At 43.2% G+C, this 25,350-nt stretch carries 21 protein-coding genes; 10 read left to right on the top strand and 11 right to left on the bottom strand.

Translation table 11 applies throughout. The features are described 5' to 3' along the window. Window positions 1-120: 120 nt before the first annotated feature. Complete coding sequence (locus H6F42_RS01740) at window positions 121-1,086, top strand: ABC transporter permease (protein WP_190397622.1); 966 nt, start codon at window positions 121-123, stop codon at window positions 1,084-1,086. Between the two features lie 29 nt (window positions 1,087-1,115). Here H6F42_RS01740 and H6F42_RS01735 read toward each other — a convergent pair whose 3' ends face one another. From H6F42_RS01735 to dapF, 5 genes are all read right to left on the bottom strand, one after another. Next, entirely contained in the window at window positions 1,116-5,516 is a 4,401-nt protein-coding gene (locus H6F42_RS01735; protein WP_190397621.1) for a PAS domain S-box protein, read from the bottom strand. Window positions 5,517-6,097: 581 nt separating this feature from the next. Continuing rightward, window positions 6,098-6,607 (bottom strand): hypothetical protein, encoded by a 510-nt coding sequence (locus tag H6F42_RS01730; protein ID WP_347272280.1) that lies wholly within the window; start codon window positions 6,605-6,607, stop codon window positions 6,098-6,100. Window positions 6,608-6,884: 277 nt separating this feature from the next. Then, window positions 6,885-8,525, bottom strand: coding sequence for an Hsp70 family protein (locus H6F42_RS01725; protein WP_190397620.1), 1,641 nt, complete (start codon window positions 8,523-8,525; stop codon window positions 6,885-6,887). 229 nt (window positions 8,526-8,754) lie between these two features. After that, complete coding sequence (locus tag H6F42_RS01720) at window positions 8,755-9,093, bottom strand: histidine triad nucleotide-binding protein (RefSeq protein ID WP_190397619.1); 339 nt, start codon at window positions 9,091-9,093, stop codon at window positions 8,755-8,757. Between the two features lie 62 nt (window positions 9,094-9,155). Further along, on the bottom strand, window positions 9,156-9,989 hold the full coding sequence (gene dapF / locus H6F42_RS01715) for a diaminopimelate epimerase (RefSeq protein ID WP_190397618.1): 834 nt from the start codon (window positions 9,987-9,989) through the stop codon (window positions 9,156-9,158). Window positions 9,990-10,244: 255 nt separating this feature from the next. Here dapF and H6F42_RS01710 point away from each other — a divergent pair, with 255 nt between their 5' ends. Then, window positions 10,245-11,948 (top strand): hypothetical protein, encoded by a 1,704-nt coding sequence (locus H6F42_RS01710; RefSeq protein WP_190397617.1) that lies wholly within the window; start codon window positions 10,245-10,247, stop codon window positions 11,946-11,948. A 61-nt stretch (window positions 11,949-12,009) separates the two neighbouring features. On the opposite strand, the gene H6F42_RS01705 is transcribed toward H6F42_RS01710, so the two are convergent. After that, window positions 12,010-12,645, bottom strand: a complete 636-nt coding sequence (locus tag H6F42_RS01705) for an Npun_F5749 family FMN-dependent PPOX-type flavoprotein (RefSeq protein WP_347272279.1) — start codon at window positions 12,643-12,645, stop codon at window positions 12,010-12,012. A 21-nt stretch (window positions 12,646-12,666) separates the two neighbouring features. On the opposite strand from H6F42_RS01705, the gene H6F42_RS01700 reads away from it, so the two are divergent. Next, window positions 12,667-14,727, top strand: a complete 2,061-nt coding sequence (locus tag H6F42_RS01700) for a hypothetical protein (RefSeq protein WP_190397616.1) — start codon at window positions 12,667-12,669, stop codon at window positions 14,725-14,727. 30 nt (window positions 14,728-14,757) lie between these two features. Here H6F42_RS01700 and H6F42_RS01695 read toward each other — a convergent pair whose 3' ends face one another. Continuing rightward, entirely contained in the window at window positions 14,758-15,717 is a 960-nt protein-coding gene (locus H6F42_RS01695) for an asparaginase (RefSeq protein ID WP_190397615.1), read from the bottom strand. A 240-nt stretch (window positions 15,718-15,957) separates the two neighbouring features. Here H6F42_RS01695 and H6F42_RS01690 point away from each other — a divergent pair, with 240 nt between their 5' ends. The 5 genes from H6F42_RS01690 (at window position 15,958) to H6F42_RS01670 (ending at window position 19,584) form a co-directional block, all read left to right on the top strand. Beyond that, window positions 15,958-16,842, top strand: a complete 885-nt coding sequence (locus H6F42_RS01690; RefSeq protein WP_190397614.1) for an alpha/beta fold hydrolase — start codon at window positions 15,958-15,960, stop codon at window positions 16,840-16,842. A 143-nt stretch (window positions 16,843-16,985) separates the two neighbouring features. After that, window positions 16,986-17,336: a YkgJ family cysteine cluster protein gene (locus tag H6F42_RS01685; protein WP_190397613.1), complete on the top strand. Its 351-nt coding sequence runs from the start codon at window positions 16,986-16,988 to the stop codon at window positions 17,334-17,336. Between the two features lie 224 nt (window positions 17,337-17,560). Then, on the top strand, window positions 17,561-17,839 hold the full coding sequence (locus H6F42_RS01680) for a hypothetical protein (protein ID WP_190397612.1): 279 nt from the start codon (window positions 17,561-17,563) through the stop codon (window positions 17,837-17,839). A gap of 355 nt (window positions 17,840-18,194) precedes the next feature. Further along, window positions 18,195-18,383, top strand: a complete 189-nt coding sequence (locus H6F42_RS01675) for a hypothetical protein (RefSeq protein WP_190397611.1) — start codon at window positions 18,195-18,197, stop codon at window positions 18,381-18,383. A 238-nt stretch (window positions 18,384-18,621) separates the two neighbouring features. Continuing rightward, window positions 18,622-19,584 carry a hypothetical protein gene (locus H6F42_RS01670; protein WP_190397610.1) on the top strand — a complete coding sequence of 321 codons (963 nt, stop codon included), beginning with the start codon at window positions 18,622-18,624 and terminating at the stop codon, window positions 19,582-19,584. A gap of 60 nt (window positions 19,585-19,644) precedes the next feature. On the opposite strand, the gene H6F42_RS01665 is transcribed toward H6F42_RS01670, so the two are convergent. The 4 genes from H6F42_RS01665 to H6F42_RS01650 all read right to left on the bottom strand — a co-directional run bounded on the left by H6F42_RS01665 (window position 19,645) and on the right by H6F42_RS01650 (window position 23,246). Next, window positions 19,645-20,826, bottom strand: coding sequence for an RtcB family protein (locus H6F42_RS01665; protein WP_190397609.1), 1,182 nt, complete (start codon window positions 20,824-20,826; stop codon window positions 19,645-19,647). Between the two features lie 252 nt (window positions 20,827-21,078). After that, a complete protein-coding gene (locus tag H6F42_RS01660) occupies window positions 21,079-21,588 on the bottom strand; it encodes a hypothetical protein (RefSeq protein ID WP_190397608.1) in 510 nt (169 codons plus the stop codon). Window positions 21,589-21,798: 210 nt separating this feature from the next. After that, window positions 21,799-22,884 (bottom strand): threonine-phosphate decarboxylase CobD, encoded by a 1,086-nt coding sequence (gene cobD / locus H6F42_RS01655; RefSeq protein WP_190397607.1) that lies wholly within the window; start codon window positions 22,882-22,884, stop codon window positions 21,799-21,801. After that, entirely contained in the window at window positions 22,881-23,246 is a 366-nt protein-coding gene (locus H6F42_RS01650; RefSeq protein ID WP_190397606.1) for a nucleotidyltransferase domain-containing protein, read from the bottom strand. The genes cobD and H6F42_RS01650 overlap by 4 nt, the downstream gene beginning before the upstream one ends. 95 nt (window positions 23,247-23,341) lie before the next feature. Between H6F42_RS01650 and hisD the strand changes: the two genes are divergently transcribed. Beyond that, window positions 23,342-24,640: a histidinol dehydrogenase gene (gene hisD, locus H6F42_RS01645; protein WP_190397605.1), complete on the top strand. Its 1,299-nt coding sequence runs from the start codon at window positions 23,342-23,344 to the stop codon at window positions 24,638-24,640. Between the two features lie 6 nt (window positions 24,641-24,646). Beyond that, complete coding sequence (locus H6F42_RS01640) at window positions 24,647-25,264, top strand: Uma2 family endonuclease (protein ID WP_190397604.1); 618 nt, start codon at window positions 24,647-24,649, stop codon at window positions 25,262-25,264. Window positions 25,265-25,350 lie beyond the last annotated feature (86 nt).

Genomic DNA, 25,350 nt, shown 5'->3' with positions numbered 1-25,350 from the left:
CTGGGAGAAGGGGAGTAAGAGATTTTTCTTGTTCCCCTCTCCTTGTTGGGAGAGGGGCTAGGGGTAAGGGTCTTACAAAAGTCTGCGTAAGTTCAAACCTAATTAAACAAGCACAAACCTATGGATATCATTACGATTTTAGCGACAGCGATCGCCACCTCTACACCTTTGATTTTTGCCACGATTGGCGAAACTATCACCGAACGCGCAGGCGTAATCAATCTCTCCGCCGAAGGCACAATTCTCATGTCAGCGATGACGGGTTTTGCCGTAGCTAAATTCTCCAATAGTCTCATCTTGGGATTTGCGGCGGCGGCGCTCGTGGGAGCAGCGATCGCTCTTATCGTCGCCATTGGCGCGATTACGCTCAAACAATCACAGGTATCCATCGGCTTTGTGCTGGCCCTAATGTGTGGCGATTTATCCTCATTCCTCGGTAATCCTATTGTGAGGGTAGAAGGAATCACCGTTCCCAGTTTCAAAATCCCAATTCTTGAAAGTATTCCTGTTCTTGGTAAATTGCTATTTCAAAGTGATTTACTGGTTTACAGTAGCTATATTTTGATTCTATTTAGTTGGTTCTTTTTCTATCGTACCCAAGGCGGATTGATTTTAAGAACCGTAGGCGAACAACCTGCCGCCGCTTTTGCTAGAGGTACTAATGTCGTTAAAATGCGCTATCTCTATACGCTCCTTGGGGGCGCATTAATGGGCATTGCAGGAGCCGCCTTTTCTCTGGATTTTAAAGCAGGTTGGAGTCATCGACATACCGCAGGCTATGGGTGGATTGCTCTGGCGATCGTCATTTTTGGCGGCTGGAATCCGCTACGGGTTGCCCTTGGAACTTACCTGTTTGGGATTTTACAATCCCTTGCCAGTGTTGCCCAGAGCGCAATTCCCGATGTGCCAACTCAGGTATTTAATACGGCTCCCTTTGTATTGATGATCTTGATGTTAGCGCTGACCTCTGGAGAATGGCTCGATCGCCTCCTATCAACTTTGCCGCGATCGCTCAGGCAAGGCATCCTCAGCACGATTAGGACTACGCCGCCCGCCTCTTTGGGCAAAGTTTTTGATCAAGATTGAAAAGATTGAAGCCTAGACATTTCTAGACTTTATCTTTGGGATTTTACTCTTAGATATTCCGATATAGCTCTGACTAGATCTTTAGCGCTAAAAGGCTTACTGATATAATCATTCATCCCCACATCGATACAGGCTTGGCGCTCTTCCATTAAAACATCGGCTGTCAGAGCCACTATCCAAGGTTTATCAGGACTACCCAGCCTACTTCTAATCAACCTTGTCGCACTAATTCCATCCATAATTGGCATTTGAAGATCCATAAATATGAATTCATAGGCTAAACCAGAATCTTGATTAAGGATTAAATTCACACATTCACTACCGTCACCTACTAGATCCGCTTTATAACCTAGCTTTTGCAACATTAATATTGCTAGTTTTTGATTCAGAGTATTATCTTCCACCACTAAAATTTTGACAGGACTTTCTTCAGGATTAAGGATGGAATTAGATACCGTGATATTTAATGAGTTCTGACTTGTCGGTTGATGAATGGTGATCGGCAAGATGATATTAAAATAAAAAGTTGTACCATCTTGAGTAGTATTTTGGGGAATCCATTTCGTGTCAGGGATGCCGCCGATATTACCACTACTCTCCGCCCAAATTGTGCCATTCATCAACTCAATTAAACGCTTACAGATCGCTAATCCTAAACCTGTGCCACCAAACTGACGACTAATGGAGGCATCGGCTTGGGTAAAGGGTCTAAACAGTTTAGTAATATGATTTTTCTCAATACCGATGCCTGTATCCGCGATCGCAAATTTAAATTTATAGATGGTGTCAGAAATAAATTGTCCATCAACTTTTAAGATAACAGTGCCTTGATTAGTAAATTTAATGGCATTACCTAATAGATTGATTAATATTTGACGTAGACGAGATTTATCTCCGATTACAAAATGAGGGATTTGCGGAGAAATTTGCATGTGAATCTGGATGTTTTTATCTACGGCTTGTTGCTTTAAAAGATTAAAAGCCGAAGTAATAATTTCAATAATATGAAAATCTTTGCTTTCTAGTTGTAAGTTCCCAGATTCTATTTTTGAAAAATCGAGAATGTCGTTAATTACTGTTAACAGGGCATCTCCACTATCTAAGATGATTTGTACAAATTTTCTTTGATCTTCCCTTAAAGGTGTAGAGGCGATTAACTGAGCCATGCCAATTACTCCATTCATGGGAGTCCGAATTTCATGACTCATATTGGCTAGGAATTCACTCTTGGCTTTGCTAGCAGCTTCGGCGACTTCCTTTGCTTGAGCTAAAGCGATTTCGGTTTGTTTGCGTTCCGATAGCTCCTGTTGGAGTTGTTGATAGAGATTAGCTTGCTGAATAGCGATCGCTAACTGATTGGCGATCGTCTGTGCTAGATCAATTTCTTGAGCTTCCCATTGCGTGACTTTATTTAACTTGCGCGAACTCAGGCTACCCCAAACTTGATTATTCACAATAATCGGCACTAATAGCCACGCTCCTGAAGCTTTTGTGGCTATCTCACGATTAATCTTATCTTCGATAGCTTCGGCATCAATTATTTGTACAATCTCTTTCTGCTTGAGCTTTGCTGCAAAAGGATTATCCAGATCGGGAATTTCTAAACTTATATCATCAAAAACCTCTGGACTTTCCTTTAAAACAGCTACATGCTTCCAAACTTTGCGCTCTGGTAAATATTGCACGATCGCTACTTGCTCTAAATCCAGTAATCTGGCGATCGCGTCAGTCGCAGATCTAAACACCACTTTTAGGTCTAGAGAACTACGCATAACTTGAATAAATAAGTTTAGGAGTTGCTCACGCTCAACCCGATATTGCAAAGCTTGTTCTGCAACTTTCTGCTCCGTAAAGTCACGAGATATACTTAAAATGGAAATAATTTCACCATTAGCATCAAACTCGGGAACGAGTCGCGATTGAAAATATCTCAATCCACTAATTGAATCATAGGCAAAATCAATGATCTCCTGTTGTCCTGATTCTAAAACCTTATGGAGAGCCTCTAGGAGCGCATTAGGAAGAGGAACTTCTTCGGGGGATTTACCAATCAACTCTTCAGCCGAAATCCCCCGAATTGACTCAATCACGGGATTGATATAGATACGTCGCAAATCCCGATCAAATCTAGCGACCACATCAGGAATATTTTCTACAAGGGTTTGTAGCTCCTGCTGCTGTTTCTGAAGTTTTGCTTCGGCAAGTTTCCGATTACTTACATCACGACAAATGCCGAACTGAACAATGTCATTATCCCAATCTACCGAAGTAGCACTAATTTCTACATGACAAATGGAGCCATCTTTGCGCCGATGTTGGGTTTCAAACATCACTTTTTTTTGTTTCTTAAACTCCGCCAACCCTGTATCTAGCTCATCTTTTGTCCATTTAACATCAATATCATAAATACTGAGGTTAAGCATTTCGTTAATGCTGTAGCCCAAGATATTGGCGTAGCTTTGATTAACCTCAATAAATTTACCTGCACTATCCAAAATATAGATGCCATCAAAGGAGCTATTAAAGAGAGTTTTATTACGGATAAATTCTTTTTCGAGTGCTAGCTCTACATTTTTGCGATCGCTAATGTCTAATATAACTCCCACCATACGCACGGGTTTATTGGAGAGATCGTCATAGATACCTCGCCCCTTAGACAACACCCAATGAATTTCGCCCGATGGATGAATAATTTGATATTCCACTTCCAGCATGGAGTGATTTTCTAAAGCTGTATTGATAGCTGTTTCTACCCAATCTAGATCGTCGGGATGGACGCGATCGCGCCATGTTGCGTAGCCACTTTCAGCTTGGTCTGGTTCGAGTCCCATTATCCTATGATGGTTCTCGTTCCAAATTGCAAGACCAGTTTTCACATCAAAATCCCAACAACCAATATGATTTAGATCGATCGCAAGACGGCGTTGTTCTTCACTTTTTTGTAAAGCTTCCACCGCTATATTTAGGGACTCCTCCGCACGGCGGCGATCGCTCACATCCCGCACAATTACTATCGCCGCATCGTCACGGATCGCCACAATGCGTACTTCTTCGTAATAGTAGAGATGATCTACTTGATAGATCTGCTCAAAGCATTGGATTTCTCTAGTAGCGATCGCTTGGTGGATTGCTTGCATTTGCCTGTGGGCGATATGCTCTGGCAAAAGCTCATAAATGTGCTTGCCAACAGGATTTATTGTTTCTGGAATCAAGTCATAAAGACGATTATCACGTTTTGACTCCAAATAAATACCATCATGACTAATTAAATTAATAATATCTGGCAAGGAATTGAGAATAGAACTTAATTTCTGTTCACTGGTGCGGAGATCCTGCGTGCGGGTTTGCACTTGCTGCTCCAAACTTGCATTTAGCCTATGTAGATCGTGATGAATTTCGGCTTGATGGACAGCGATCGCCAGATTAACTGATAACTGTTGCAAGAATTGAATATCCCAGTCCTCCCAATTGCGCGTAGCTGAGCATTGGTGGGCAATTATTAATCCCCAGAGTTTGTGCTGATGTTCGCGATTAATATCTTTTAACCCAGATGGCGCTAAGTTTTCTTCCCCTAAATTATTGGCGGAAGCATCCACCACCAGAATTGGCACGACAATATTGGCGCGAACTTGAAATCTCTGCAACATTTGCACATGACATTCCGCAAAGTTCGCCTTCAGCACATCATTAGCAACTAGAATTTTCCCGTTTTGATATTCTTGAGCTACTTGGTCTGACAACTGAAAACAATTACATTCGTTAACTAATTCGCCACAGGATTGCCAAGGTTCCCCAAAGTCTTCAGCAATAATCCGCCGACTCATATCGTCATTAAACTTATAAATCACCATGCGATCGGTTTTCAGAAATTTACGAGATTCCTGCGTGACCGTTAGGCAAATGTCATATAAGTTAAGGGATTGACGAATCCCTAAGGCAATTTGAGAAACCACTGATTCACGCTTTTGAGATTGCGCGAGCTTCTGTCTTACCGCAAAGTAGTCTCTGACACTGAGAATGCTTTGGTGCAGGGAGAAATCGGTCACATCGTTTTTGACCAAATAATCCGCAGCCCCCAATTTCATTGACTGCACCGCCATCTTGTCATCACCATGCCCCGTCAAGACGATGACTGGCAATTTTAGTTCTAAAATTTTTTCTTCCCCGTTCTCCAGATTTTCTGCTTGAATTTCCTCATGCAGAGATTCAAGAAATTGTAGCCCCGTTTCCCCCACTAAATTAAAATCTACCAAGACTACATCAGGTTTATGCGATCGCCATATTTCTAAACCTTGGTGTATATTTTTGGCTTCGAGAACATCGTAATTATAGGTAGGATTATTGGTTAGATAATGACGAAAAAGCCAGCGATCGGTTTCCGAATCATCAACAATTAGAATCTTTATACTGGTTTTATCAGAATGAATCATGACTTACTGACTGATTAGAGATTAAAATTTGCCCGATGGTGGATTAGCTGAATATAGCAATCCTAAATGATTTAAGAGGGTAGGCTTGTTTAAGGCGCATTCTCTCAAGTCCTTTAATCTCACAAATAAAATTAGAATGGCTATGGGTCATTTTGTGTCTTTTTGGATTTTGGTATTACAAGCTGATCAAAAGAATATATGAATAATTAGTGCCTTATTACTAATATAGCTGTAGCTATTCACGTCAAGGTATAGCAACAAACTAAATTTGATATAAAAACCCAAAAAAGGATAGCGAGGCTATCCTTTTTTGGGTTAAGGGTTGTTTTTTATGGCGATAAGTTTTTATAGCTGCGGTCACTTGCATTAGGACAAATCAAAACCTAAGAAGCGAGTTGCGGCGCGAAGCGCCGCAACTCGCTTCTTAGGTTTTGTGTCTTAACAAGAATGGCAACAGCTATAAAAAACTATTTAAAAATTGCCTAGATCTCTCCCAATTCTCTTTAAAAAGCTATCGTCTACACCCAAAAAATCAGTCCAGTCAATTTCTTATTTTACGGCGAAGCCCTTACAGCTATCAATCAATGAGGTTTTACCGTATAACTATTAAGAATTTCTCGACCTTTTCGCGTTAAAGATTCTGACCCTTCAAGCATTAATAAATACTGTCCCCGATCTAGACAGTTGCGACAAGAAATGGACAGACTGCTTTTAAAAAACCAACCATATAGAGTTCCAAGGGCAGCGCCAAGCAGCATTCCAATGAGCGCAAGAGTAGAAGTAATCACAAAAAGGGTCTGATACCAGTCAAGATTTGGCAATTGTAATTTCAACAGTAAATGCAAAATAATTCCCAAGCTACTACTGAGCGCTCCTGACCAAAGCATTGCTCGTTTGGCATAGCGCCATGTAGTGCGAGTGGGATTAAATAACCCCACACTATCAGGACTGCTATAGCCTTTACCAACTAGCGCCAAATTTTCAGGAGAGATACCATGACATTGAAGCAGACGATATGCTTCAAAAGCTGAGGATTCGTCAGGTAAGACAGCAATCATCAGGCGAGAATGTTTTGAGCGCGTATAAGTCACAAGTGCTGCCTGTCATCGACTGAAAGTTTGTGTCAGGATATGGGATACATCGTTAAGAGCCGCAACCCTATTTCAGATTTTGGCTTGCTCTTAGCATTAATGAATATCGCTATACCTTTATAGATTCTACAAAATTTCAGCCCTTTAAATCTAGACAAGAGCTTAAATTAAACACAAATTTTATATCGATCTTCTCTTGTGTTTCGTTTGATCAGGAATTGCTGTAAAACTCCCAAAGATAAGTGGGAGCAACGCTCCCCCCTTATCTTCATGGGTTTTATTCTAATTTAGCGATCGCCTGCTGATCAATGAGAATTTTATTAGTAAGCAAATCTCTAATTGTTGCTATGAGGAGGCGACGGTCATTAATTTTAAAATTGACAGAAATGCGATCGATTCCTAACTGACCGATGGGATCAAGTCGGGCTATACAAACTTTGTCTATATCTTCTTCTCTATTATTTTGACGAACGGGACTATTTATAGCTAGCGATCGAAAGTCTGACTGTTTGAGCAATTGACTGCTGGTCATCCGCCCCGACTGGTCATAGGCAACTTCCGCTTGAGTAACTTCAGCTACCTCGCCAATATCTAGCCAAATTTCTGATTGACCAGCGATCGCCGCCTGTAAGATCAATGGCTCAGAACGCTGACAGGGATAGGTTGTGCCTTTCTCAAATAATGTATAGAAAGAATAGTAGTTAAGATATGGTTCCCATAGACGAATGGCATAGCTATGGCGCAGATGGTCTTCAATTGCGATATCCTGACCTAAAACTAAGGCTCCGTGAGCAACGGCTTCAAAGGGTTTACCTAGCTTGACCTTAGATTTGCCAAAGTAAGAAATAATCAATTGCTGAATTGCTAAATTTTGGCAACTACCGCCCACTAACAAAACTTCTTCGATCGCCGCTTTACTAATCCCTTTATTTAGTCCCATCAATAAGACTTCATCAATAGCTTCGCGCAGTTGATCAATTAGGTGGTTTTGTTCAAGAATTTCTGTCAATTCATCTTGAATGAGAGTTAGCTGGTAGACAAATTGATTTGCAGGATCAAGCCAATGTTCCTGCACTTCTTGAGCAAGAGATAATTGGATTTTAATTTTCTCAGAGATTTCTAACAAACTGAGCCAACTAGATTCTGGCAATTGCGATCGCTCAATTTGTAATTGACGCAAAAAATGTTCGGCAATCCAGCGATCGATATCAATACCGCCAATATAGGCATCGGACTTGGCGATCACTTCGGCTTTGAACGCTTGAGAATTATGATTAATCGGTGCTGTGCGAACTAGGCTCAAGTCCAGCGTGCCGCCACCAAAATCAATAACTAACACCAAGGCGTTAGGGCGAGTAATCGCATAGCCAAGGGCGGCGGCGGTGGATTCATCAATTATTTGAAAGTTAGAGAACTGGATTTTGGCGGCAAAACTGCGGAACCAATGCAGATATGAATCAAAAGCTCCCACGGGAACTGTGAAAATCAATTGAGTGGGTTGAATGTCTTGAGATTGGAGCCTTTGCCAAAGTTCCATTAAGAATATTTCGGCGATCGCTTCCGCATCATAATAATCGCCATCAATTTCGCGAGCAGGCGCTTGAAATTTGGCGACCATATCGCGCTTAAATCCTTTAAATCGCCTCTTTGCCTGCTCAGCAGATTTCTCTTTTAAACTTTCTAGCGATCGCGCTTGTTCTCCGATGAGAAATTGATGTTGACCAGCCACATAGACTAAGCTTGGCACTAACCAAACCTGATGACTTTCTATAGGGCTGGGCGATCGGGTGATAAATTCGTGAGAAATATCGCTGAAGTGTAAAGTTTTGGGTCTTGCAATTTGGCGATTGCCTTCTGTATGTTCAAGAATAGCGATCGCGGTATTACTAGTTCCAAAATCAATGGCAACAACAGTCATATACTTCTCTAGTTTTTTATTTTGCCAATGAGTCCGCACTCAATTTTTCTAAATTTGCGGCGCTTTGCGCCGCAAATTTATGGCATTTATATACTTGACACACCAAATATCTAGAACCCCCTCTAACTCCCCCTTGGAAGGGGGAGAACTCAGACTTCCCCCCTTCCAAGGGGGGACTGAGGGGGGTAAGAATTTGTAAAGTGCGTCAAGTATATTAACGCCAAATTTATTATCCGGGGGGCCAGTTGAGCGATCGTCCACCTAAGACATGAATATGTAAATGGAAGACGGTTTGACCTGCTTCGGCTCCATTATTAGTAACTAGACGGAAACCTGTTAAGCCTTCCTGTGTAGCGACTTTATTTGCGACTAAAAGCAAATGTCCTAACAAAGACTGGTCGGCTTCGGTCGCATCCGATAGATTAATAATCGGCTTTTTGGGAATGACGAGAAAATGCACTGGGGCTTGAGGATTTACATCCCGAAAAGCTAGAGAAAGCTCGTCTTCGTAGAGAATCGCCGCAGGAATTTCTTTCCTAATAATTTTGCTAAAAATAGTTTCAGTCATGGTTTTTTGTTTGAGGTGTTAAGTCAATAGAGTTGTTTCCCTATAAAGGAGGGAAAACAACTCTATACCGATCCAGTAAATACTAGTTGGGCGGGTCCCGTCATCAAAATGCGATCGCTTTCGGCAGACCAAGTAATTTTGAGATCGCCCCCGGGGAGATTGACAGTACAGGTGCGATCGCATAGGTCATTTAAGACTCCTGCGACCACTGTGGCGCAAGCTCCTGTGCCACAGGCAAGGGTTGCGCCAGCACCACGTTCCCATACACGCATTTTTACATAGCCGCGATTAACAACTTCCACAAATTCGGTATTTGTGCGTTTAGGGAATACAGGATGATGTTCAAAAAGAACGCCGATTTCGGCTAAGGGAATGCGATCAACATTATCCACAAAGGTCATGCAGTGAGGATTTCCCATGCTCACCGTAGTCACATTCCAAGTTTTGCCACCGACTTCGAGGGGAAGGTTTACTACTTTTTGATCGCTTTCGCCTAAAGTGGTGGGAATCTCGGCAGCAGTCAAAAAGGGCTTGCCCATATCAACGGTTACTAATCCATCGGCATCCATTTGCGGCACGATCAAGCCTGCGCCTGTGTGAATGGAATATTTGCCGTCAACGGTGGGGATTCCTAAATCCTCCATGAACTTTGCTAAACAGCGAATTCCATTGCCACACATTTCTGGTTCGGAACCATCGGAGTTATAGATTCGCATCTGATGTTCGCCATTATCGGTCTTTAGCAAGAAGATTACGCCATCTGCACCGATGCCAAAATGGCGATCGCACCATTTCTCTGCTTGTTCTGGAGTGAGGATGGGTTCAGCGCTGTGGCGGTTATCAATCAATACAAAGTCGTTGCCTAAGCCATGATATTTACTAAATGCGATCGCCATGAGTTATTTCAATATATTTCTGCATCTATGTTACCAATAAAGGTAAAAGTGCGCGAAGTGTACGCTCTCTCTTAGTTCTAGGACTTATCAAGGAGGCGATCGCCTTCTCGTTATCGGGAAATTGCCCGCACCAATAGCGAAATGTCATAACATTTTGCTTTTTGGTTAGCTTAATAATTCTGATTATTTACAGTAAAATCAATCAATCTGACAAAAAAGATGCGATCGCGCCGCTCTTTTTTTATGATGTTATCTATGCCACGATATCAAAGCCGACTTTTTAACTGGATCGACCAATCCTTGCCTGCCAAACTAGGGCGCAGAGCAAGGCAATTGCTAGATCAACAATTACAAAAAATTCCTAGCTTCAACGAATTACCGCGCCTCCTTGTTTATCAAGTTGCCAAAGCGGCTTTATATCCTGTATACCTCATCGCCTCAACCGCCAAGCGTACTTTTCCCGCCCTCGATCGCCAAAAAAATACCCCAAAGCAAGAATTGCGATCGCAGTCCGATGTCAGAGGGTTATTGAATGAGACCGAGGAGATTTTGCCAAATAATTTGCGTCCCCTCACCAGATTTCTCAATTGGATAGATCGCACCAAATTGCAGCTCGACCGCAAAATTGCCGCGATCGTCAAGCGACCATCGCAAAATATGACGGCTCCTACAGCCATGGAACAGAAATTACTTGCCAATCAAATCTTTGCGGAAATCTGGCAACAGGAAATAGAACAACGTCAGGCAAACCAAAACGCACTCAAAGAAAATAATGGCTTAGCGGAAAATGTCGCTCTCGGTAAAAATAGAAGTCTCGAACAATTACGTCGCCTCATTGAAGCAGCGATCGCCTACTTTTTCGGAAATCCTGAAGCGAAGAATGCTAAATTTCGGACTGAACTCCCAAACGATCAGGCTAATGAATTAAATGGTAAAAGTGATGAAATAGCAGGGCTTGAGGGAACTGAGAATAATATTAGTCAGGCTTTGCCAGACAGCCCCAAGTTAAGAAGAAAGCGCATTAGTGCTAATCAAGATTCTGGAAAATCTGGGACGCAAAACTCAGTTAAAGCTTTTAGTGCGCTCAAAGAGAACGCACCCCTCAGCACGAGAGAACGTCTCGAACAGTTGCGCGAACTCATCGCCGCCGCCATTGATTATTTCATTGGCAAAAAAGCGATCGCTGGTGATGGCGAAATTAACGATGGCATTAATGATGGAATGAAGGGTGGAATTAATCAAGCATCTAGCGATCGCCAAATCAATCAAAAGCAATCCGCCGCAAATCTGCGTGGTAATCGCCCTAAGTCCTTCTTTGGCGAAGCAGCCGAGCCGCTCAAAAATAGTCCTCAAGATTCTGTAAGCAATCAAGATCAAGACAGGGCAAATTCTCTCAAAATAGATGACCAACTTGAACGACTCCAACGCCTCATCGAAGCAGCGATCGCCTATTTCTTTGGTAAACAATTGAATAAACCTACCCTTGATGAAACCTCCGACCTCACGCCTAGCGAAGGAGCGTGGCTGACAATGGAAGATGTCTTTGGTGATGATAACGGGCCCTGGCCCCTTCCTTTAGAATATGAATCCGTCGCTTTTAGCAAGTCCCCAGATATGGCGGCGATTAACTCTTCGGGAGAGCTACAAAATTTTGAAACTACAACTTCCCAACTTTCTCAAGAACGTTTAGATGGTGGCATGATTTTAGAAGAAGAGGAATTACTTGCCTATTCCTCTTCATTTACCGATTCCGAAAGCGATCGCCCTCTGAGGGCATGGATTGAAGCAAATGCCGCATTGTTAGGCTACGTCTATAATCCTGTGATGGTAGTAGTATTTTGGCTGGATGGCATCATTCTCAAAATCGAAAATTTCTTCATTTCCCTATGGCAAGGCTTTATTAATTTTCCTAAGCAACTCATCAATTCCATTCGCTACGGCAATAGAAAACACAGATAAAAAAGCAGCTCTTAGAACTTCTTTTTATCCATAAAAGTGGCGGCGTGAAGCGCCGCCACTTTTATGGATTTACTTCTTTTTCTAGCCAATTTCCTTGATCATCTCGCCAATAGATCCAGCGATTTTGAGGTGTGCCTCTTAGTTCAAGGCGATCAACCTCGCAGGGTTCCAGCAACACCAAACAAAAAGAAGCGAGAGGCGCATCCGCCGCAGGTGGCTCCGTCTTGGGGAAATGTACCCTTGGCTCCCTTGGATGCGCCCAAGAAAATTGAATTCTGGCGGGATCAGACAGCGCTTGCCATGTCTCAAGCCTTGCAGTTTGCAATTCCAAATCTTGGCAATCGTGATCAATTAATAGCAATTTGCCAGAGATCCGAAATTGCGATCGCGTTTTTGTAAAATACCAACTTGCCTCAGCCCAAGGATTTTCGGCAATTTGCATCGCCTTTTGACTGCGAATATCCGTCACAATTTTGAGGCAATCCGTAAGCGGAGTAGAGAAGCGATCGCCATTTTCTAAAAAGCCTCGAAATACTACGGTGCGGTTTCGGGGGCGTTGATCGTGTCCAACGGTTGCTAGGTGCAAAAACTTAGCTTCAGGCTGGCTGAGATGTTGCTGTAAACTTCGAGCTAAATGCGATCGCCACATAAAGAAAAAACACAGAGAAAAAACATAAAATAGATCCGTGCTTTGCACCTGTCTATTTTATGTGATGTTATGCCTAATTTGTGGATTGAGGGTGGTAGTCTTAGCAATAAAACTGAGCGCATGGTGCAGGAATTTTGCCAGTGGTCAGAAACTGACTTTGCAAACCAGCCAAATCCTCAAGCAGCTTCACAAAAAGTCCTAGTCCTCACCGTCGATTCGCAACAACGTCGCAGCCTTAGCGATCGCCTCATGTTGATCACCCACGGACGCTATCCCGTCACGGCTGTCACACCTCTCAGCTTTTTTCGGGATGAAGTCCGCCTATTTTGGACATTATTAGTCAAAAAACTGAGCTTAAAAGCCCAATTCCCCTTGCTACTCAGGGTTGAAAACGAACAGGAACTCGCAGGCAAAGTTTGGAAAGATCGCCTAGATACCAATACTTTGCAAATGGAAGGAGTCGGGCGCGATCGCCTTGTGCGACGATTACTCGATTTGTTTCTCCTAGCCGCCTATGGTGGGTGGGATCTTACGGAAATTCCTACAATTTTAAATGCGGGTATCGAAACTACTTCCCTTGAAGTTTTGGAGCAATCTCCAAAGAATGGGGTTGTATCTCCGCCTGCGGCGGAGATACAACCCTCCGAGCCAGAGCAATGGCAAGAAATTAGCGAAGCGTTGCAAGAATGGCGCAACTATTGCTGGGAAAGCGGATTACTCACCTATGGCATTATTACCGACCTCTTCGCCCACCATTTACTTCCCAATCCTCAATACCAACGTCAACTCAAACAGAGATTTAAATATGTAATTGTCGATCGCGCTGATGAAATGCCCGCGATCGCCTGTGATCTGTGCAAATTTCTGCTTAAAAACCATGCTCAAGGTGTCTTTACCTTTAATCCCGATGGTTCAGCGAGATTGGGACTAGGCGCAGATCCTGACTATTGGCAAGAAATAAAATCAGCCTGTGAGGTTGAGAAGTTACCACCCAAACCCAATACTTTAGGGGCAGAAATCACCGAAACCGTTATTGACTTAGTCAGCAGCCCCAGTTTCCAATTTCTCGAACCCTATCCGAATGTCTATTCCATCGAATCCGTTTCCCGTGCCAAGTTATTTCGCAACGTTGCTGAGGCGATCGCCGAAGCCATCACCTCTGAAGTAGTAAAAGCTAGTGATATCGCCATTATTGCCCCCGGTCTCGATAACATCGCCAACTATGCGATCGCCGAAATATTACAGAAAAAACAAATCCATATTCAGCCCCTCAACGATCAGCGCCCCCTTTCCCATTCCGCCCAAGTGCGATCGCTGCTTACTCTGCTTGCCTTGGTCTATCCCCATCTCGGTAAATTGATTAGTCGCGATCACATTGCCGAAATGCTAGTGGTTTTAACCGAAGCGATCGATCCTGTCCGTGCTGGCATCCTTGCCGACTATTGCTTCGCGCCCCATCCCGATAATCCCCAACTTCTACCCTCCGAAACCTATAACCAATGGAATCGACTCGGCTATGAAGCCAATCAAGCCTACGAAAACTTGCGCCAATGGGTAGAACAACAATCGCCGACCCTTGCACCACTTCTATTTATAGATCGGGCGATTAACATCTTTTTCCGACCTCTCAAACTCAATTACGAACATACAGCCACTCTCCAATCCCTCATCGAAACTGCTCAATACTATTGGCAATTAAGCCTTCGTCTCGATCAACCAGATGCCACAATTCTGGCGGATTTTATCCAACTCATTCGCCAAGGCACTGTCACCGCTAATCCCTATGCCCCCAATCCTCCCCAAAATAGCGTTGTCCTCGCCACCATCTTCCAATACCGCATGGCAAGACTTTCTCATCCTTGGCAATTTTGGCTAGATGCAAGTTCCGATCTTTGGCTACAGGGAGGATCGGCTGCTCTTTTCGCCGCTCCCCTCTTCCTAAAAGGATGGAATGGCGAAAAATGGACAGCCGAAGCCCAAAACCAAGCCGATATGCAACGCCTCCAAAGGTTACTTCGAGATTTATTGGCGCGTACAGGCGATCGCCTCTATCTATGCCACAGCGAACTCAGCACCAATGGACAAATCCAAAATGGAGTATTGCTTCCCTTAATTGAAATTAGCAAATAAAATAGAAATACGGCGCGAAGCGCCATATTTCTATGCAAGAGATAATTCGCCCACCGCTTCTAGACGACTATATTTGCCAATCGAGAGGAACGACTCTTCGAGACTTTGGGCAACAGTGGGACTAATCCAGCCCAATTGCTTTAATAAATGGATCGAAACCGCAGTCTTAGCGGCTTTAGAACCATCCATCACCTTAACCGCCAAACCTAAACCTTCACCAATCCGTCCGATGCATTGCACACCCTCGGCTCCCGACTTACTCAAAATTTCGCCATTCGTCAAACGCATCAGTTCCGTATCAAACTGACCATTGCCAGAAACCATTTCAGGATGACGAGTCATCGATCGCGTAATTCGCTCTAGATGTAATTGATCATGCGCTGAAAGTAGCGCATAAAGGTGAGCTAACTGACTCAGTTCTAATAAGTAGGTGGGGACACCACAATCATCATGGGCGCTAATAAATTCGGCAGCAGGCATATGCAATAAATCTGCCATCGTACTCAAAACCAGTTTTTGAACGGGGTGATGGCGATCCATATAAGAGGAAATTTGCCATCCCTGTTGTTTACAAATGGCAATCATGCCTGCGTGCTTACCTGAACAATTGTGTTGCAAAGGACTCTTTTGGCACTCTGGTAGAGGACATTGCAAAGCACTTGGCTCCACATCACAACGCCACAAAATACTAAAAACCTGCCTAGCATGGGCGATCGTGCCTTGGTGCGAACCGCAAATAACCGCTAAATCGGTTTCCGAAAAATTAAACCGTTCCTGTGCGCCAGAAATGGAAACGGGTAAAGCCTGAATGGGCTTAAGGCAAGAACGGGCGAAGGTAGCCGTCTGGGGATCACCTGCGGCTGAAAGCACTCGACCGCGAGTGTCAACCACCGCCGCTTGGCAAGAGTGGATCGATTCGACTATCCCCTCGCGTAGTAGTTGCACAGTAATTTTGTTAGCAGAGAAACGATTACGCTTGCCAAGATTCATAAATTAACGTTTTAGGATCGTCATCATCATCCTACTTTAGTTTTGAATTATGCAAAGCATTAAGAAGGGGGGCGTTTCCTCCAACCATTTAGGATGGCTATATAACCATCCTATTTTCATTTATGAGATTCAATAGGTTGAGAGAGTACGCCCCTTAGGGGCGTACTCTCTCAATCTATTGAGGATGGCGATAGACTGGAAAAGTATTAGGATATATATAAAGATATGTAACAGAATTCAATGATTGCAACTGAACCGATCGCTGGTCAATATTGGCTTTGGCGCGAACAAAAAATTTATTACGTGAGCGCAGGCAAGAACACGCAACGTCCACCATTGCTATTAATACATGGCTTTGGCGCATCCACAGACCATTGGCGCAAAAATATTGCCGAACTAAGTCAAGAATTTGAAGTATACGCGATCGATTTATTAGGATTCGGGCGATCGCAAAAACCTGCATGGCAATATAGCGGCGATCTTTGGCGCGATCAACTCCATGACTTTATCGACCAAAAAATTCAACGCCCGACTGTCATCGCAGGAAATTCCCTTGGTGGCTATGCCTCTCTTTGTGTTGCTGCCGACTATCCACAATCCGTAGCAGGTATTGTCTTACTCAATAGTGCAGGGCCCTTTACCGATACCAATCCCCTCGGCGCAAAAAAAGTTAATCCGCTCCAAAAAGCGATTAGTCAAACCCTACAGGGGATTTTACGGCAGCCTTGGGCGAACCAGTTACTATTTAGCTTTGTGCGCCAAAAATCTCGAATTCGGAGTACGTTGCAAAAGGTATATCTCGATCAATCTGCCGTAACCGATCAACTAGTTGAAGAGATTTATCGCCCCTCTAGCGATGAAGGAGCTGCCCAAGTTTTTGCCTCAGTGTTTAGTACGCCACAAGGCAAAAAAGTCGATCAACTTTTAACGGCTATGACCTGTCCCCTATTAATCATTTGGGGTGAAGGTGATCCTTGGATGAATTCTCGCGCTAGGGGTGCAAAATTCCGCGAGTATTATCCATCGCTCAGTGAGCATTACATCAATGCAGGACATTGTCCCCACGATGAGCGACCAGAAGTTGTCAATGGTTTAATCAGAGATTGGTATCAATCATTATCGTAATCACAGCGCTTTGCGCTGAGCATAGGGTTTAACCCTATTCGCTTACTTGAAAAGCCTAAATAAGTCCCTGAAAGCGCTGCATTGCAGCGCTTTCAGGGACTTATTTAGGATAGACTCAAATATTAATAATGGCAATTTAAATAATGACCACTTGGAAATGTATTAGTGGTTGTGGCGCTTGCTGCTACCTCGATCCTAGCGATCGCCCCGACCTCGGAGACTACCTCACGCCTGACGAGCTACAGCAATATCTGAGCATGGTTGGTAGTGATGGCTGGTGCATTAACTTTGATCGTCTCAATCGCCAATGTTCTATTTACGAAAACCGCCCGCGCTTTTGTCGGGTAGGTGCAGATACTTTTTACGATATGTTTGGCATAGAGCCAGAAGAACTAGATGAATTTGCGATCGCCTGTTGCGAAGAGCATATCGAATCCATCTATGGCGATCGCTCTCTCGAATTATTACGCTTCGAGCAAGCGATTAATGCTTAACAAAGGGAATAAAGAACCAAGAAATTTTTTGAAAGGGTTGCGAAGCAACCCTTTCAAAAAATTTCTTGGTTTGGGGTGAGTGCAAAGTGTAGGAACGCTATTTATAAATCTTTATATAATCCAAAAATTGATATGTTATGATATGAGAACAAATCAAGAATAATGTATTAAAAGCTACAGAAGTATTCTTGAGATTTAAATCTAAATTCCTAATCTTTAATGTTATGTCTTCGCCTTGTTCCCATATCCCTGATCCTTCCTATGGGTCTATTAAACAACCCGTAGAGACGAATCATCGGTGGCTAGACGGCTACACAAATTGGCAAAGCCACGACATCAAAATACTTAAACAGTTACCTTCTGTATATCAAGTCAAAAAAAGGCAGCAGCGTATCGATAACCGAGCTAATCATCAACTTCAAAGGGGGATTTCTTTGACTGATCTCGACCTCAGCATGGATATGCGTTGGAGCCAAAAGTTTATGCCCAGAGAATTTGCCTAGATTGCTTCGTCAAAAAGAGGGACGGCGCAATCTCTCCAATTATTTCCATAGCCCAAATAAAAGTGGCGGCGCATTGCGCCGCCACTTTTATTTGGGCTATGGAACAATAAAAACTTTTGTAAGTCAAAGCCCTCTATAGCGCTCCTAACTGAAGTAAGGAAGCGCCGATCTTTGGGTTGAGTTTCCTCACTTCCAAGCTAGAAAGCTTTGGGTGATGAAGATCACAGGAATATAGAGATATCGACCTTGATCATTTATGACAACAATCACTTTCACGAATAGATATAAGTCACATCTCCATTCTCAATTTTGAAGGATGCTGACTTGTGTAGAAATATCAGCCTAGTAGAAAGTCATGAACAACAAAAGTATTATCCGAAATTTAGTTAGCCGCGCACTCCTCGTCAAACGCCTTACCCCTGAGATCGAAAACATGATTAATCATGAGCTGGCTGAACAAGGCTACATCACCGATCCCGACTACGAAGCCTTGGAATATCTGATGAAAGCGATCGATCAAGGCAAAGTTAGTCAAGTTAGCTAAATTCAGTTTTAGAGATAGTAAACAGTGAATTTATACTTGGGCAAACCTCAAAGATAGTTGCACTGCAACTATCTTTGAGGTTTGCCCAAAACTAGAAAAATTCTTAATAAGTCAAGATCAAAGGTCAAATTTGGTTTTGGTACTATGGGTGGGCAAAGAAGTAGGTTAAGTTTATACAGACTTGCAGAGCGATCGCTGTTACCATCAGTCACAATTTCTGGAAAGGAGTAAGCATTCGATGTCCGCAGTCAATCAGCAAGAAGTTTTGGCAAGCTTTAAGGTATTGGTAAGCATGGCAAAAGCCGACGGCAAATTGCTCGAAGAAGAGTTTGCTAGTCTTGCCGACACTTTTGAAGAAATTCATCTTCCCGAAGGCGTTACCGTAGATCGTCTCCTAAATGAGGACGATGAACCAATTGATGCATTGCTTTCTCAAATTACCAGTGAAATTGCACAGGAGATGGTTTATCAATCTGCCTATGCTATGGCTAATATTGATGGCGAATGCAGCGAAGAAGAAAAAGAGCTTTTAAACAAAATTGGCACAACTTTCACTAGCTCTAAGCTTTGGGGAAAACAGGAATGGCTAGAAACTTTGGAAAGACGGGCGAGAAGATCGTCTATTTCCGAACAAGTTAGTCAAATTGATGATCCCGAAAGACGGGCGATCGAAGTTGACAATGCAATTACAGATGCTTGTTTTCTTAATGCAGTTTTAGGCGCTTTTCCGCTTCCGGGGATTGCGATCGCCTTCGATATGTTGATTTATTGGAATCAACTTGATCTCGCTCAAACCATTGGACAGAGCTGGGGATACGATCGCGACAATGAAAACCTTCGCAAAGCGTTATTTGGCAGCTTAGGACTTACGGGAACTCGAATTGCGGTGAGCAATTTGGCGAAACTCGTTCCTGTCTTTGGCATGGTAGTTGGTGCAACAACTGCCTTTGCGAGTACATGGGCGCTTGGCAAAGTTGCCAACGAATATTTTGCCTCAGGCGGCGAGATGGATGCCTTTAGCCTCCGTCAAGCCTTCAAGCAAGCGAAGAAGGAAGGTGAAGCGGTTTATAAAACCAAAGCCGATGAAATTGCCGAGAAGAAGCAAGCGATCGAGCCACAGGTGCAGTTGCTAAGTGAGGAACTAAAAGCTGGTAGCCTCACCCCTGAGGAATATCAAGCAAAGCTCAAAGAGCTTCTATAGCTATCACACTTTTGTTTTTTGATAGAGACTTTCAAAATTGCGTTGCAATTTTGAAAGTCTCTATCCTTTTACACAAATCACCTGCTTCAAAGTAGCAACTATTTCTACTAGATCAGATTGCTGATGCATCACCTGCTCAATTGGTTTGTAAGCCGCAGGAATCTCATCAATGAGGCTCCTATCTTTGCGACATTCTACCCCTTGAGTTTGCTGAATTAAGTCATCTAAAGTGAAGCTATCCTTCGCTTTGCTGCGAGATAGCAAGCGTCCTGCACCATGAGAGCAAGAGCAATAACTTTCAGTATTTCCTTTCCCTTTGACAATGAAAGACTTCGCTCCCATCGATCCTGGAATAATTCCATAGTCTTCAGTTCTCGCTCTGACCGCACCTTTGCGCGTGACATAGACCTCTTCACCAAAATGAGTTTCTTTCTCAGCGTAGTTATGATGACAATTGACTGTTAGCAATGGCTTAAATGGCTTACCTCCACTAGCGTGCTTTTCGATAATCTTCTTAAATCGAGCCATCATCACATCGCGATTAAAAAGTGCGTAGGACTGCGCCCATTGCAAATCACGCCAGTACGCAGCAAATTCAGAAGTACCAGATACAAAATAGGCAAGATCTTTATCGGGTAAAGAAGTTCCTGCAAGTTTTGCTAAATCCTTAGCCGTATCAATATGTCTTTGGGCAAGCATATTGCCAATATTTCGAGAGCCAGAATGTAACATCAGCCATACCTGACTTTCGGTATCTATGCAGACTTCTATGAAGTGGTTTCCCCCACCGAGGGAACCCATTTGCTTCATAGCTTTGCTTTCCAGATGCTGAACTCCATTATGTAAATCGCGAAAGTTTCGCCATCCTTGCCAGTTGAGGACGGGCTTTTCAACTTCTTTATTATCGTTAAAGCCTACGGGGATTGCGGCTTCAATTTCTAAACGAATTTGCTTAAGCTTTCCTTCGATCTGTTCATAGGGAAATGGAGTTTTGATGGCTGCCATACCGCAACCAATATCCACTCCTACTGCCGCAGGGACGATTGCTTCTTTTGTAGCAACGACAGAACCAACAAGAGCGCCTTTTCCGAGATGGACATCGGGCATAAGGGCAACATGTTTAAACACGAAGGGCAAGGAGGCAACATTTTTTGCCATTTGGGTTTCAGCATGACCGAGGTCATGAGATGCCCAAGATAAGACTGGCTTGGGCGTTGAGATATCTAGTTTTTGAAAAGGCATAATATGTAATCCATAATGTAGTATGCATACTACATTATGGATTACGATCTTGCAATAGTCCTAGGTTTTCCCAAACTGTATATTTTTTATGTTCTATAGCAATGTAAGGTTTGCTTAGGACATAAAACCCCAAAAGCGAGTTGCGGCGGGAAGCGCTGCAACTCGCTTTTGGGGTTTTAGTTTGCACTGAATAACTCTTGCTTTGCTATAACAACCAGATAGGACGTACTTCTGTTCTGTTATAAACCCTAGTTAGGATGTAGATAGAGACGAATTTTTCCCAATCTTCTCCTTTTTACACCATTTACATACCTCTCTTGCAAGTCTTTCTCCTTCGTCCGCTGCTTCTTTGGCTTTTTGCAAGAATAAATCAATAGATTGTGTTGATTCTCCAGTATCGGACTTGACAATTGCATGAATTGCTTCATTTCTAATACGTCGCCATCGATCAACTGCGTCAATTAAAGCTATACATGAAACTGATGTATCTGAAACCTCTGAGCGCCATTTCTGAATGATCTGATTGAAAGAAAGATATCTTCCCCTCGTGTGGTCAGGTAGTGGATTGGGAGATTCGGGTCTAGATAAAAAGCTGATGAGACGATCAGAGATAATACTTTCCTGAATTGTAATTGCTTCCAAGAAAAAATGATTTTCTTGGGCTAATTTAATCCGTGACCATGCCTCACGATATGATTCGTATTTATTGACATTTCCAAAAATCTCTTTCGACGGAATTTGACTTTTTCTATATTCACTCATTTTTGTTTACTTGCTTAAGTAGGTAGGCATAATTAAATATAAAACCCAAATAAGCGGATTCGACCGCGAAGCGGTCGAATCCGCTTATTTGGGTTCTTGGTTTTATTAAGCCGAGGTACTTAAGCACAATTTTATTTGAAATTTTGAATCAGTAACAATTTCTCATCACAAACTTCACTACAAACTTAGGTCTAATTATATTAACAAGTGCTAGCTAGGAGAAAGAGCGTTTATTAATTTTTGGTTTTCGTGTTCTAGTCTTACTGCAACCCGAAAATAGCGATCGCCTAATTCTGGAAAACTCAGACAATCACGAATGAGAATTTTATCTCTTTGTAATAATTCCTTTTGCAAAAGAGAACCTGCAATTTCTGTTTGGACTAATAGATAATTTGCAGCATTTGGTAATGGATTTAAACCCGATATTTGGGATAAGCCTGTAAATAGTTGTGATTTTGCACTTTTTAGCCAAGCCCATGTTTGTTGCTGAAATTCCACATCGTCTAATACGGCAATACCTGCGGCGACAGCTAAACTATTGACACTCCAAGGATCACGCCATGTTTGCCAACGTTGTAAACGCTCAGGATGGGCGATCGCATAGCCAAGTCGTAATGCTGGCAAACTGTAGAATTTAGTCAGCGATCGCAAAATCACTAAATTAGGATGAGAGGGAACTAAATCAATTAAACTTTGCTGCTGATCTGGTGTGAGAAAATCCATAAAAGCTTCATCAATTACCACCAGTGCGAACTTTTCTAAGTAGGGCAAAATACTATCTCTTGTAAATAAATAGCCCGTAGGATTATGGGGATTATTGATCAAGATTCCTTTAGTATGGGAATTAGTAATTTCTGGAAGTTCCCCATTAAAACTTACCTCTTGATTCTGTAATAGAAACGGATATCTTTCTACTTGACAATCAAAGGCTTTTAGAGCGCGATAATAATCGGTAAAAGCGGGTGTAAACAGAACCGTGGACGTTAATTGCGAAAAGTCACGCCCCACCCAAGTTAATAGCTCGGCTGCACCATTACCAGCCAAAATCCATTCTGGTGATAGCTGATGAAACTTTCCTAAAGCATGTCTCAGCAATGTATATTCGGGGTCAGGATAATGGCTTAGATCACTTAGGTGGGATTGAATCGCCGCGATCGCTGATTGTGGTGTGCCGAGAGGATTAATACTCGCCGAAAAATCTAAGATTTGCTCTGGTGAGATACCAGCCATACTCGCCGCCCATTGAAGATTTCCCCCATGAATTGGACGAGTCGAATGTGCTAAATACTCTGTCATAACTCCTTACCTTCGCGAAGAATGCGATCGCGTAAACTTTCAGAAGCCTCATCGAGCATCACCAAGTCCACACTGACATTAGCATTTAGGTCTAGCAATCTACTAACCGACCTTAAATAACGACCCTCTGCCAAGCCTTCTACGGCAAGATCGACATCCGATTCTAAATGAATTAACTCGCGGCGTAGTCCCGACCCAAATAACCAAACTTTATGAGCGGCAAAATCAGTTTTGAGTATTTTTGCTCCCTTTTGGGCAATAGTTTGCAAAAGCTCATAGCGATCATCTAGCAAGATTTGTTTTTGCCGTTGTCGTTGCTTTGCTCCTGCAATATAAGTTTGCAAATCATGGGAACTGATCATTTTATTTCCTTACTCTCTTTTTAGATTTTAGGTCACACAACTTACGAGAATACAGGTTAAGCTAGGATTAATCATCGCCTCTTACGTCACAATCTATGCTACGAATTGTCACCCAGAGAACTGAAGCAGAATCCGAAATCAAACGGATTTGCGATCGCATCTATGACGATCAGATGATCCACAAAGAAGCCACTGTCACCGAAATCATTCAAACGGTAAGACGCAAAGGCGATACAGCGCTTCTGCACTATACCTCTGAATTCGACGGTCAGGACTTCACGGCGGCCGAATTGCGCGTCAGTGGATCGGAACTTGATGCTGCTTATCAGCAGGTCAAAGGTGGTCTACTGAAAGCGATCGAACTGGCGCACAAGCGTATCGAAGAATTTCACAAGATGCGTGTGCCGAAAAGCTGGGTGCATTTTGGCGACAAGGATGTAGTTTTAGGCAAGCGCTATACGCCCGTTGATGCAGCAGGTATTTATATTCCGGGGGGAAAAGCTGCCTATCCGAGTACAGTTTTGATGAATGCCGTACCTGCAAGAGTAGCAGGAGTAAAAAAGATTGTGATGGTTACGCCTCCGGGGCAGGAGCGCACAATTAATCCTGCAATTTTGGTAGCCGCCCAAGTAGCAGGAGTCGAAGAAATTTATCGTGTGGGCGGCGCACAGGCGATCGCCGCTTTAGCCTATGGCACTGAGACTATCCCCAAGGTTGATGTGATTACGGGGCCAGGAAATATCTACGTGACTCTCGCCAAGAAACAAGTATTTGGTCGTGTCGGCATCGACTCGATCGCGGGACCATCAGAAGTATTAATCATTGCCGATGCCAGTGCCAATCCCACCTATGTCGCCGCCGATATGCTTGCTCAAGCCGAGCATGACCAAATGGCAGCCTCAATATTGCTAACCAATGACTCGCGCCTTGCTAATCGGGTCTGCGAAGAAGTCAATCGGATGCTAGAAAATCATCCTCGCCGCTTAATGACCGAAAAGGCGATCGCCCATTATGGCTTAATTGTCGTTGTTGATAACCTAAATACGGCTGCTGAGTTATCGAATCAGTTTGCACCCGAACATTTAGAACTAGAAGTCGAAGAACCTTGGCAATTGATTGATCAAATTCGCCATGCTGGTGCAATATTTATCGGACATTCCACGCCCGAAGCCGTGGGTGACTACTTGGCAGGGCCCAATCATACTTTGCCGACCTGTGGAGGTGCGCGATATTCCTCGGCATTGGGAGTTGAGACATTCCTCAAACATTCCAGCTTGATTCAATACAGTCCTGAAGCTTTAAAAGAAGTATCTGGGGCGATCGCTTTACTTACTGAAGCCGAAGGCTTGCCCTCCCATGGTGATTCCGTCAGATTACGCCTACCAGATCTGTAAACAGCTATGGTTATAGCCAATTCTTCGCCAACGTTAACGATTTTGGAAAATGGCGATCGCCTAGATCGTCTTGAATTTGAACGGCGTTATACAGCCTCAAACATTAAGAAAGCGGAACTCATCGAAGGAATTGTATACGTGGCATCTCCCTTAAGATTTACTCCCCATGCTGAACCTCATGGTCGCATTATTGGATGGCTGATTGCATATCAAGCAATGGTAAGTGGTTTAAAAGTAGGCATTGAGCCAACAGTGAGGCTTGATGATGATAATGAACCGCAACCTGATGCTGTGCTTTTTAGGGTAGGGGGAAATGCTCAAATTGATGAAGATGGCTATATTACAGGCGCACCTGAATTAATTGTGGAGATTGCGGCAAGTACAGTTTCCTATGATTTACACGCGAAAAAAAGAGCCTATGAACGTAATGGCGTAAAGGAATATATTGTCTGGCGAACATTGGATCAAGCGATCAATTGGTTTGTTTTAGAAAATGGTCAATATGTGGAGTTAGCTCCTGATAACGCGGGAGTTATTCATAGTCGGGAGTTTGAAGGCTTACGGCTAAATGTCATCGCCATATTAAAGGGGGATATGTCAGTAGTTCTCAAAGCATTGCAATAAAAAAGAGTGGCAGCGCATTGCGCTGCCACTCTTTTTTATTGCAATGCTTTTGTCTTTGCTATACTTTGCTCACAAATTTCAATACT

The sequence above is a fragment of the Pseudanabaena sp. FACHB-1998 genome (assembly GCF_014696355.1).
Lineage (GTDB): Bacteria > Cyanobacteriota > Cyanobacteriia > Pseudanabaenales > Pseudanabaenaceae > Pseudanabaena.
The sequence above is the reverse complement of the archived record's forward strand: the minus strand, read 5'-3'. Positions and strand labels throughout refer to the sequence as shown.

Excerpts from the sequence above, each read along its gene's own strand:
- H6F42_RS01695 (WP_190397615.1), bottom strand. The coding sequence starts at position 15,717 with ATGAATCTTGGCAAGCGTAATCGTTTCTCTGCTAACAAAATTACTGTG.
- H6F42_RS01700 (WP_190397616.1), top strand. The coding sequence starts at position 12,667 with ATGCCTAATTTGTGGATTGAGGGTGGTAGTCTTAGCAATAAAACTGAG.
- H6F42_RS01640 (WP_190397604.1), top strand. The coding sequence starts at position 24,647 with ATGGTTATAGCCAATTCTTCGCCAACGTTAACGATTTTGGAAAATGGC.
- cobD (WP_190397607.1), bottom strand. The coding sequence starts at position 22,884 with ATGACAGAGTATTTAGCACATTCGACTCGTCCAATTCATGGGGGAAAT.
- H6F42_RS01675 (WP_190397611.1), top strand. The coding sequence starts at position 18,195 with ATGAACAACAAAAGTATTATCCGAAATTTAGTTAGCCGCGCACTCCTC.
- H6F42_RS01665 (WP_190397609.1), bottom strand. The coding sequence starts at position 20,826 with ATGCCTTTTCAAAAACTAGATATCTCAACGCCCAAGCCAGTCTTATCT.
- H6F42_RS01650 (WP_190397606.1), bottom strand. The coding sequence starts at position 23,246 with ATGATCAGTTCCCATGATTTGCAAACTTATATTGCAGGAGCAAAGCAA.
- H6F42_RS01720 (WP_190397619.1), bottom strand. The coding sequence starts at position 9,093 with ATGACTGAAACTATTTTTAGCAAAATTATTAGGAAAGAAATTCCTGCG.
- H6F42_RS01660 (WP_190397608.1), bottom strand. The coding sequence starts at position 21,588 with ATGAGTGAATATAGAAAAAGTCAAATTCCGTCGAAAGAGATTTTTGGA.
- H6F42_RS01670 (WP_190397610.1), top strand. The coding sequence starts at position 18,622 with ATGTCCGCAGTCAATCAGCAAGAAGTTTTGGCAAGCTTTAAGGTATTG.
- hisD (WP_190397605.1), top strand. The coding sequence starts at position 23,342 with ATGCTACGAATTGTCACCCAGAGAACTGAAGCAGAATCCGAAATCAAA.
- H6F42_RS01685 (WP_190397613.1), top strand. The coding sequence starts at position 16,986 with ATGACCACTTGGAAATGTATTAGTGGTTGTGGCGCTTGCTGCTACCTC.
- H6F42_RS01710 (WP_190397617.1), top strand. The coding sequence starts at position 10,245 with ATGCCACGATATCAAAGCCGACTTTTTAACTGGATCGACCAATCCTTG.
- H6F42_RS01725 (WP_190397620.1), bottom strand. The coding sequence starts at position 8,525 with ATGACTGTTGTTGCCATTGATTTTGGAACTAGTAATACCGCGATCGCT.
- H6F42_RS01740 (WP_190397622.1), top strand. The coding sequence starts at position 121 with ATGGATATCATTACGATTTTAGCGACAGCGATCGCCACCTCTACACCT.
- H6F42_RS01680 (WP_190397612.1), top strand. The coding sequence starts at position 17,561 with ATGTCTTCGCCTTGTTCCCATATCCCTGATCCTTCCTATGGGTCTATT.
- dapF (WP_190397618.1), bottom strand. The coding sequence starts at position 9,989 with ATGGCGATCGCATTTAGTAAATATCATGGCTTAGGCAACGACTTTGTA.
- H6F42_RS01690 (WP_190397614.1), top strand. The coding sequence starts at position 15,958 with ATGATTGCAACTGAACCGATCGCTGGTCAATATTGGCTTTGGCGCGAA.
- H6F42_RS01735 (WP_190397621.1), bottom strand. The coding sequence starts at position 5,516 with ATGATTCATTCTGATAAAACCAGTATAAAGATTCTAATTGTTGATGAT.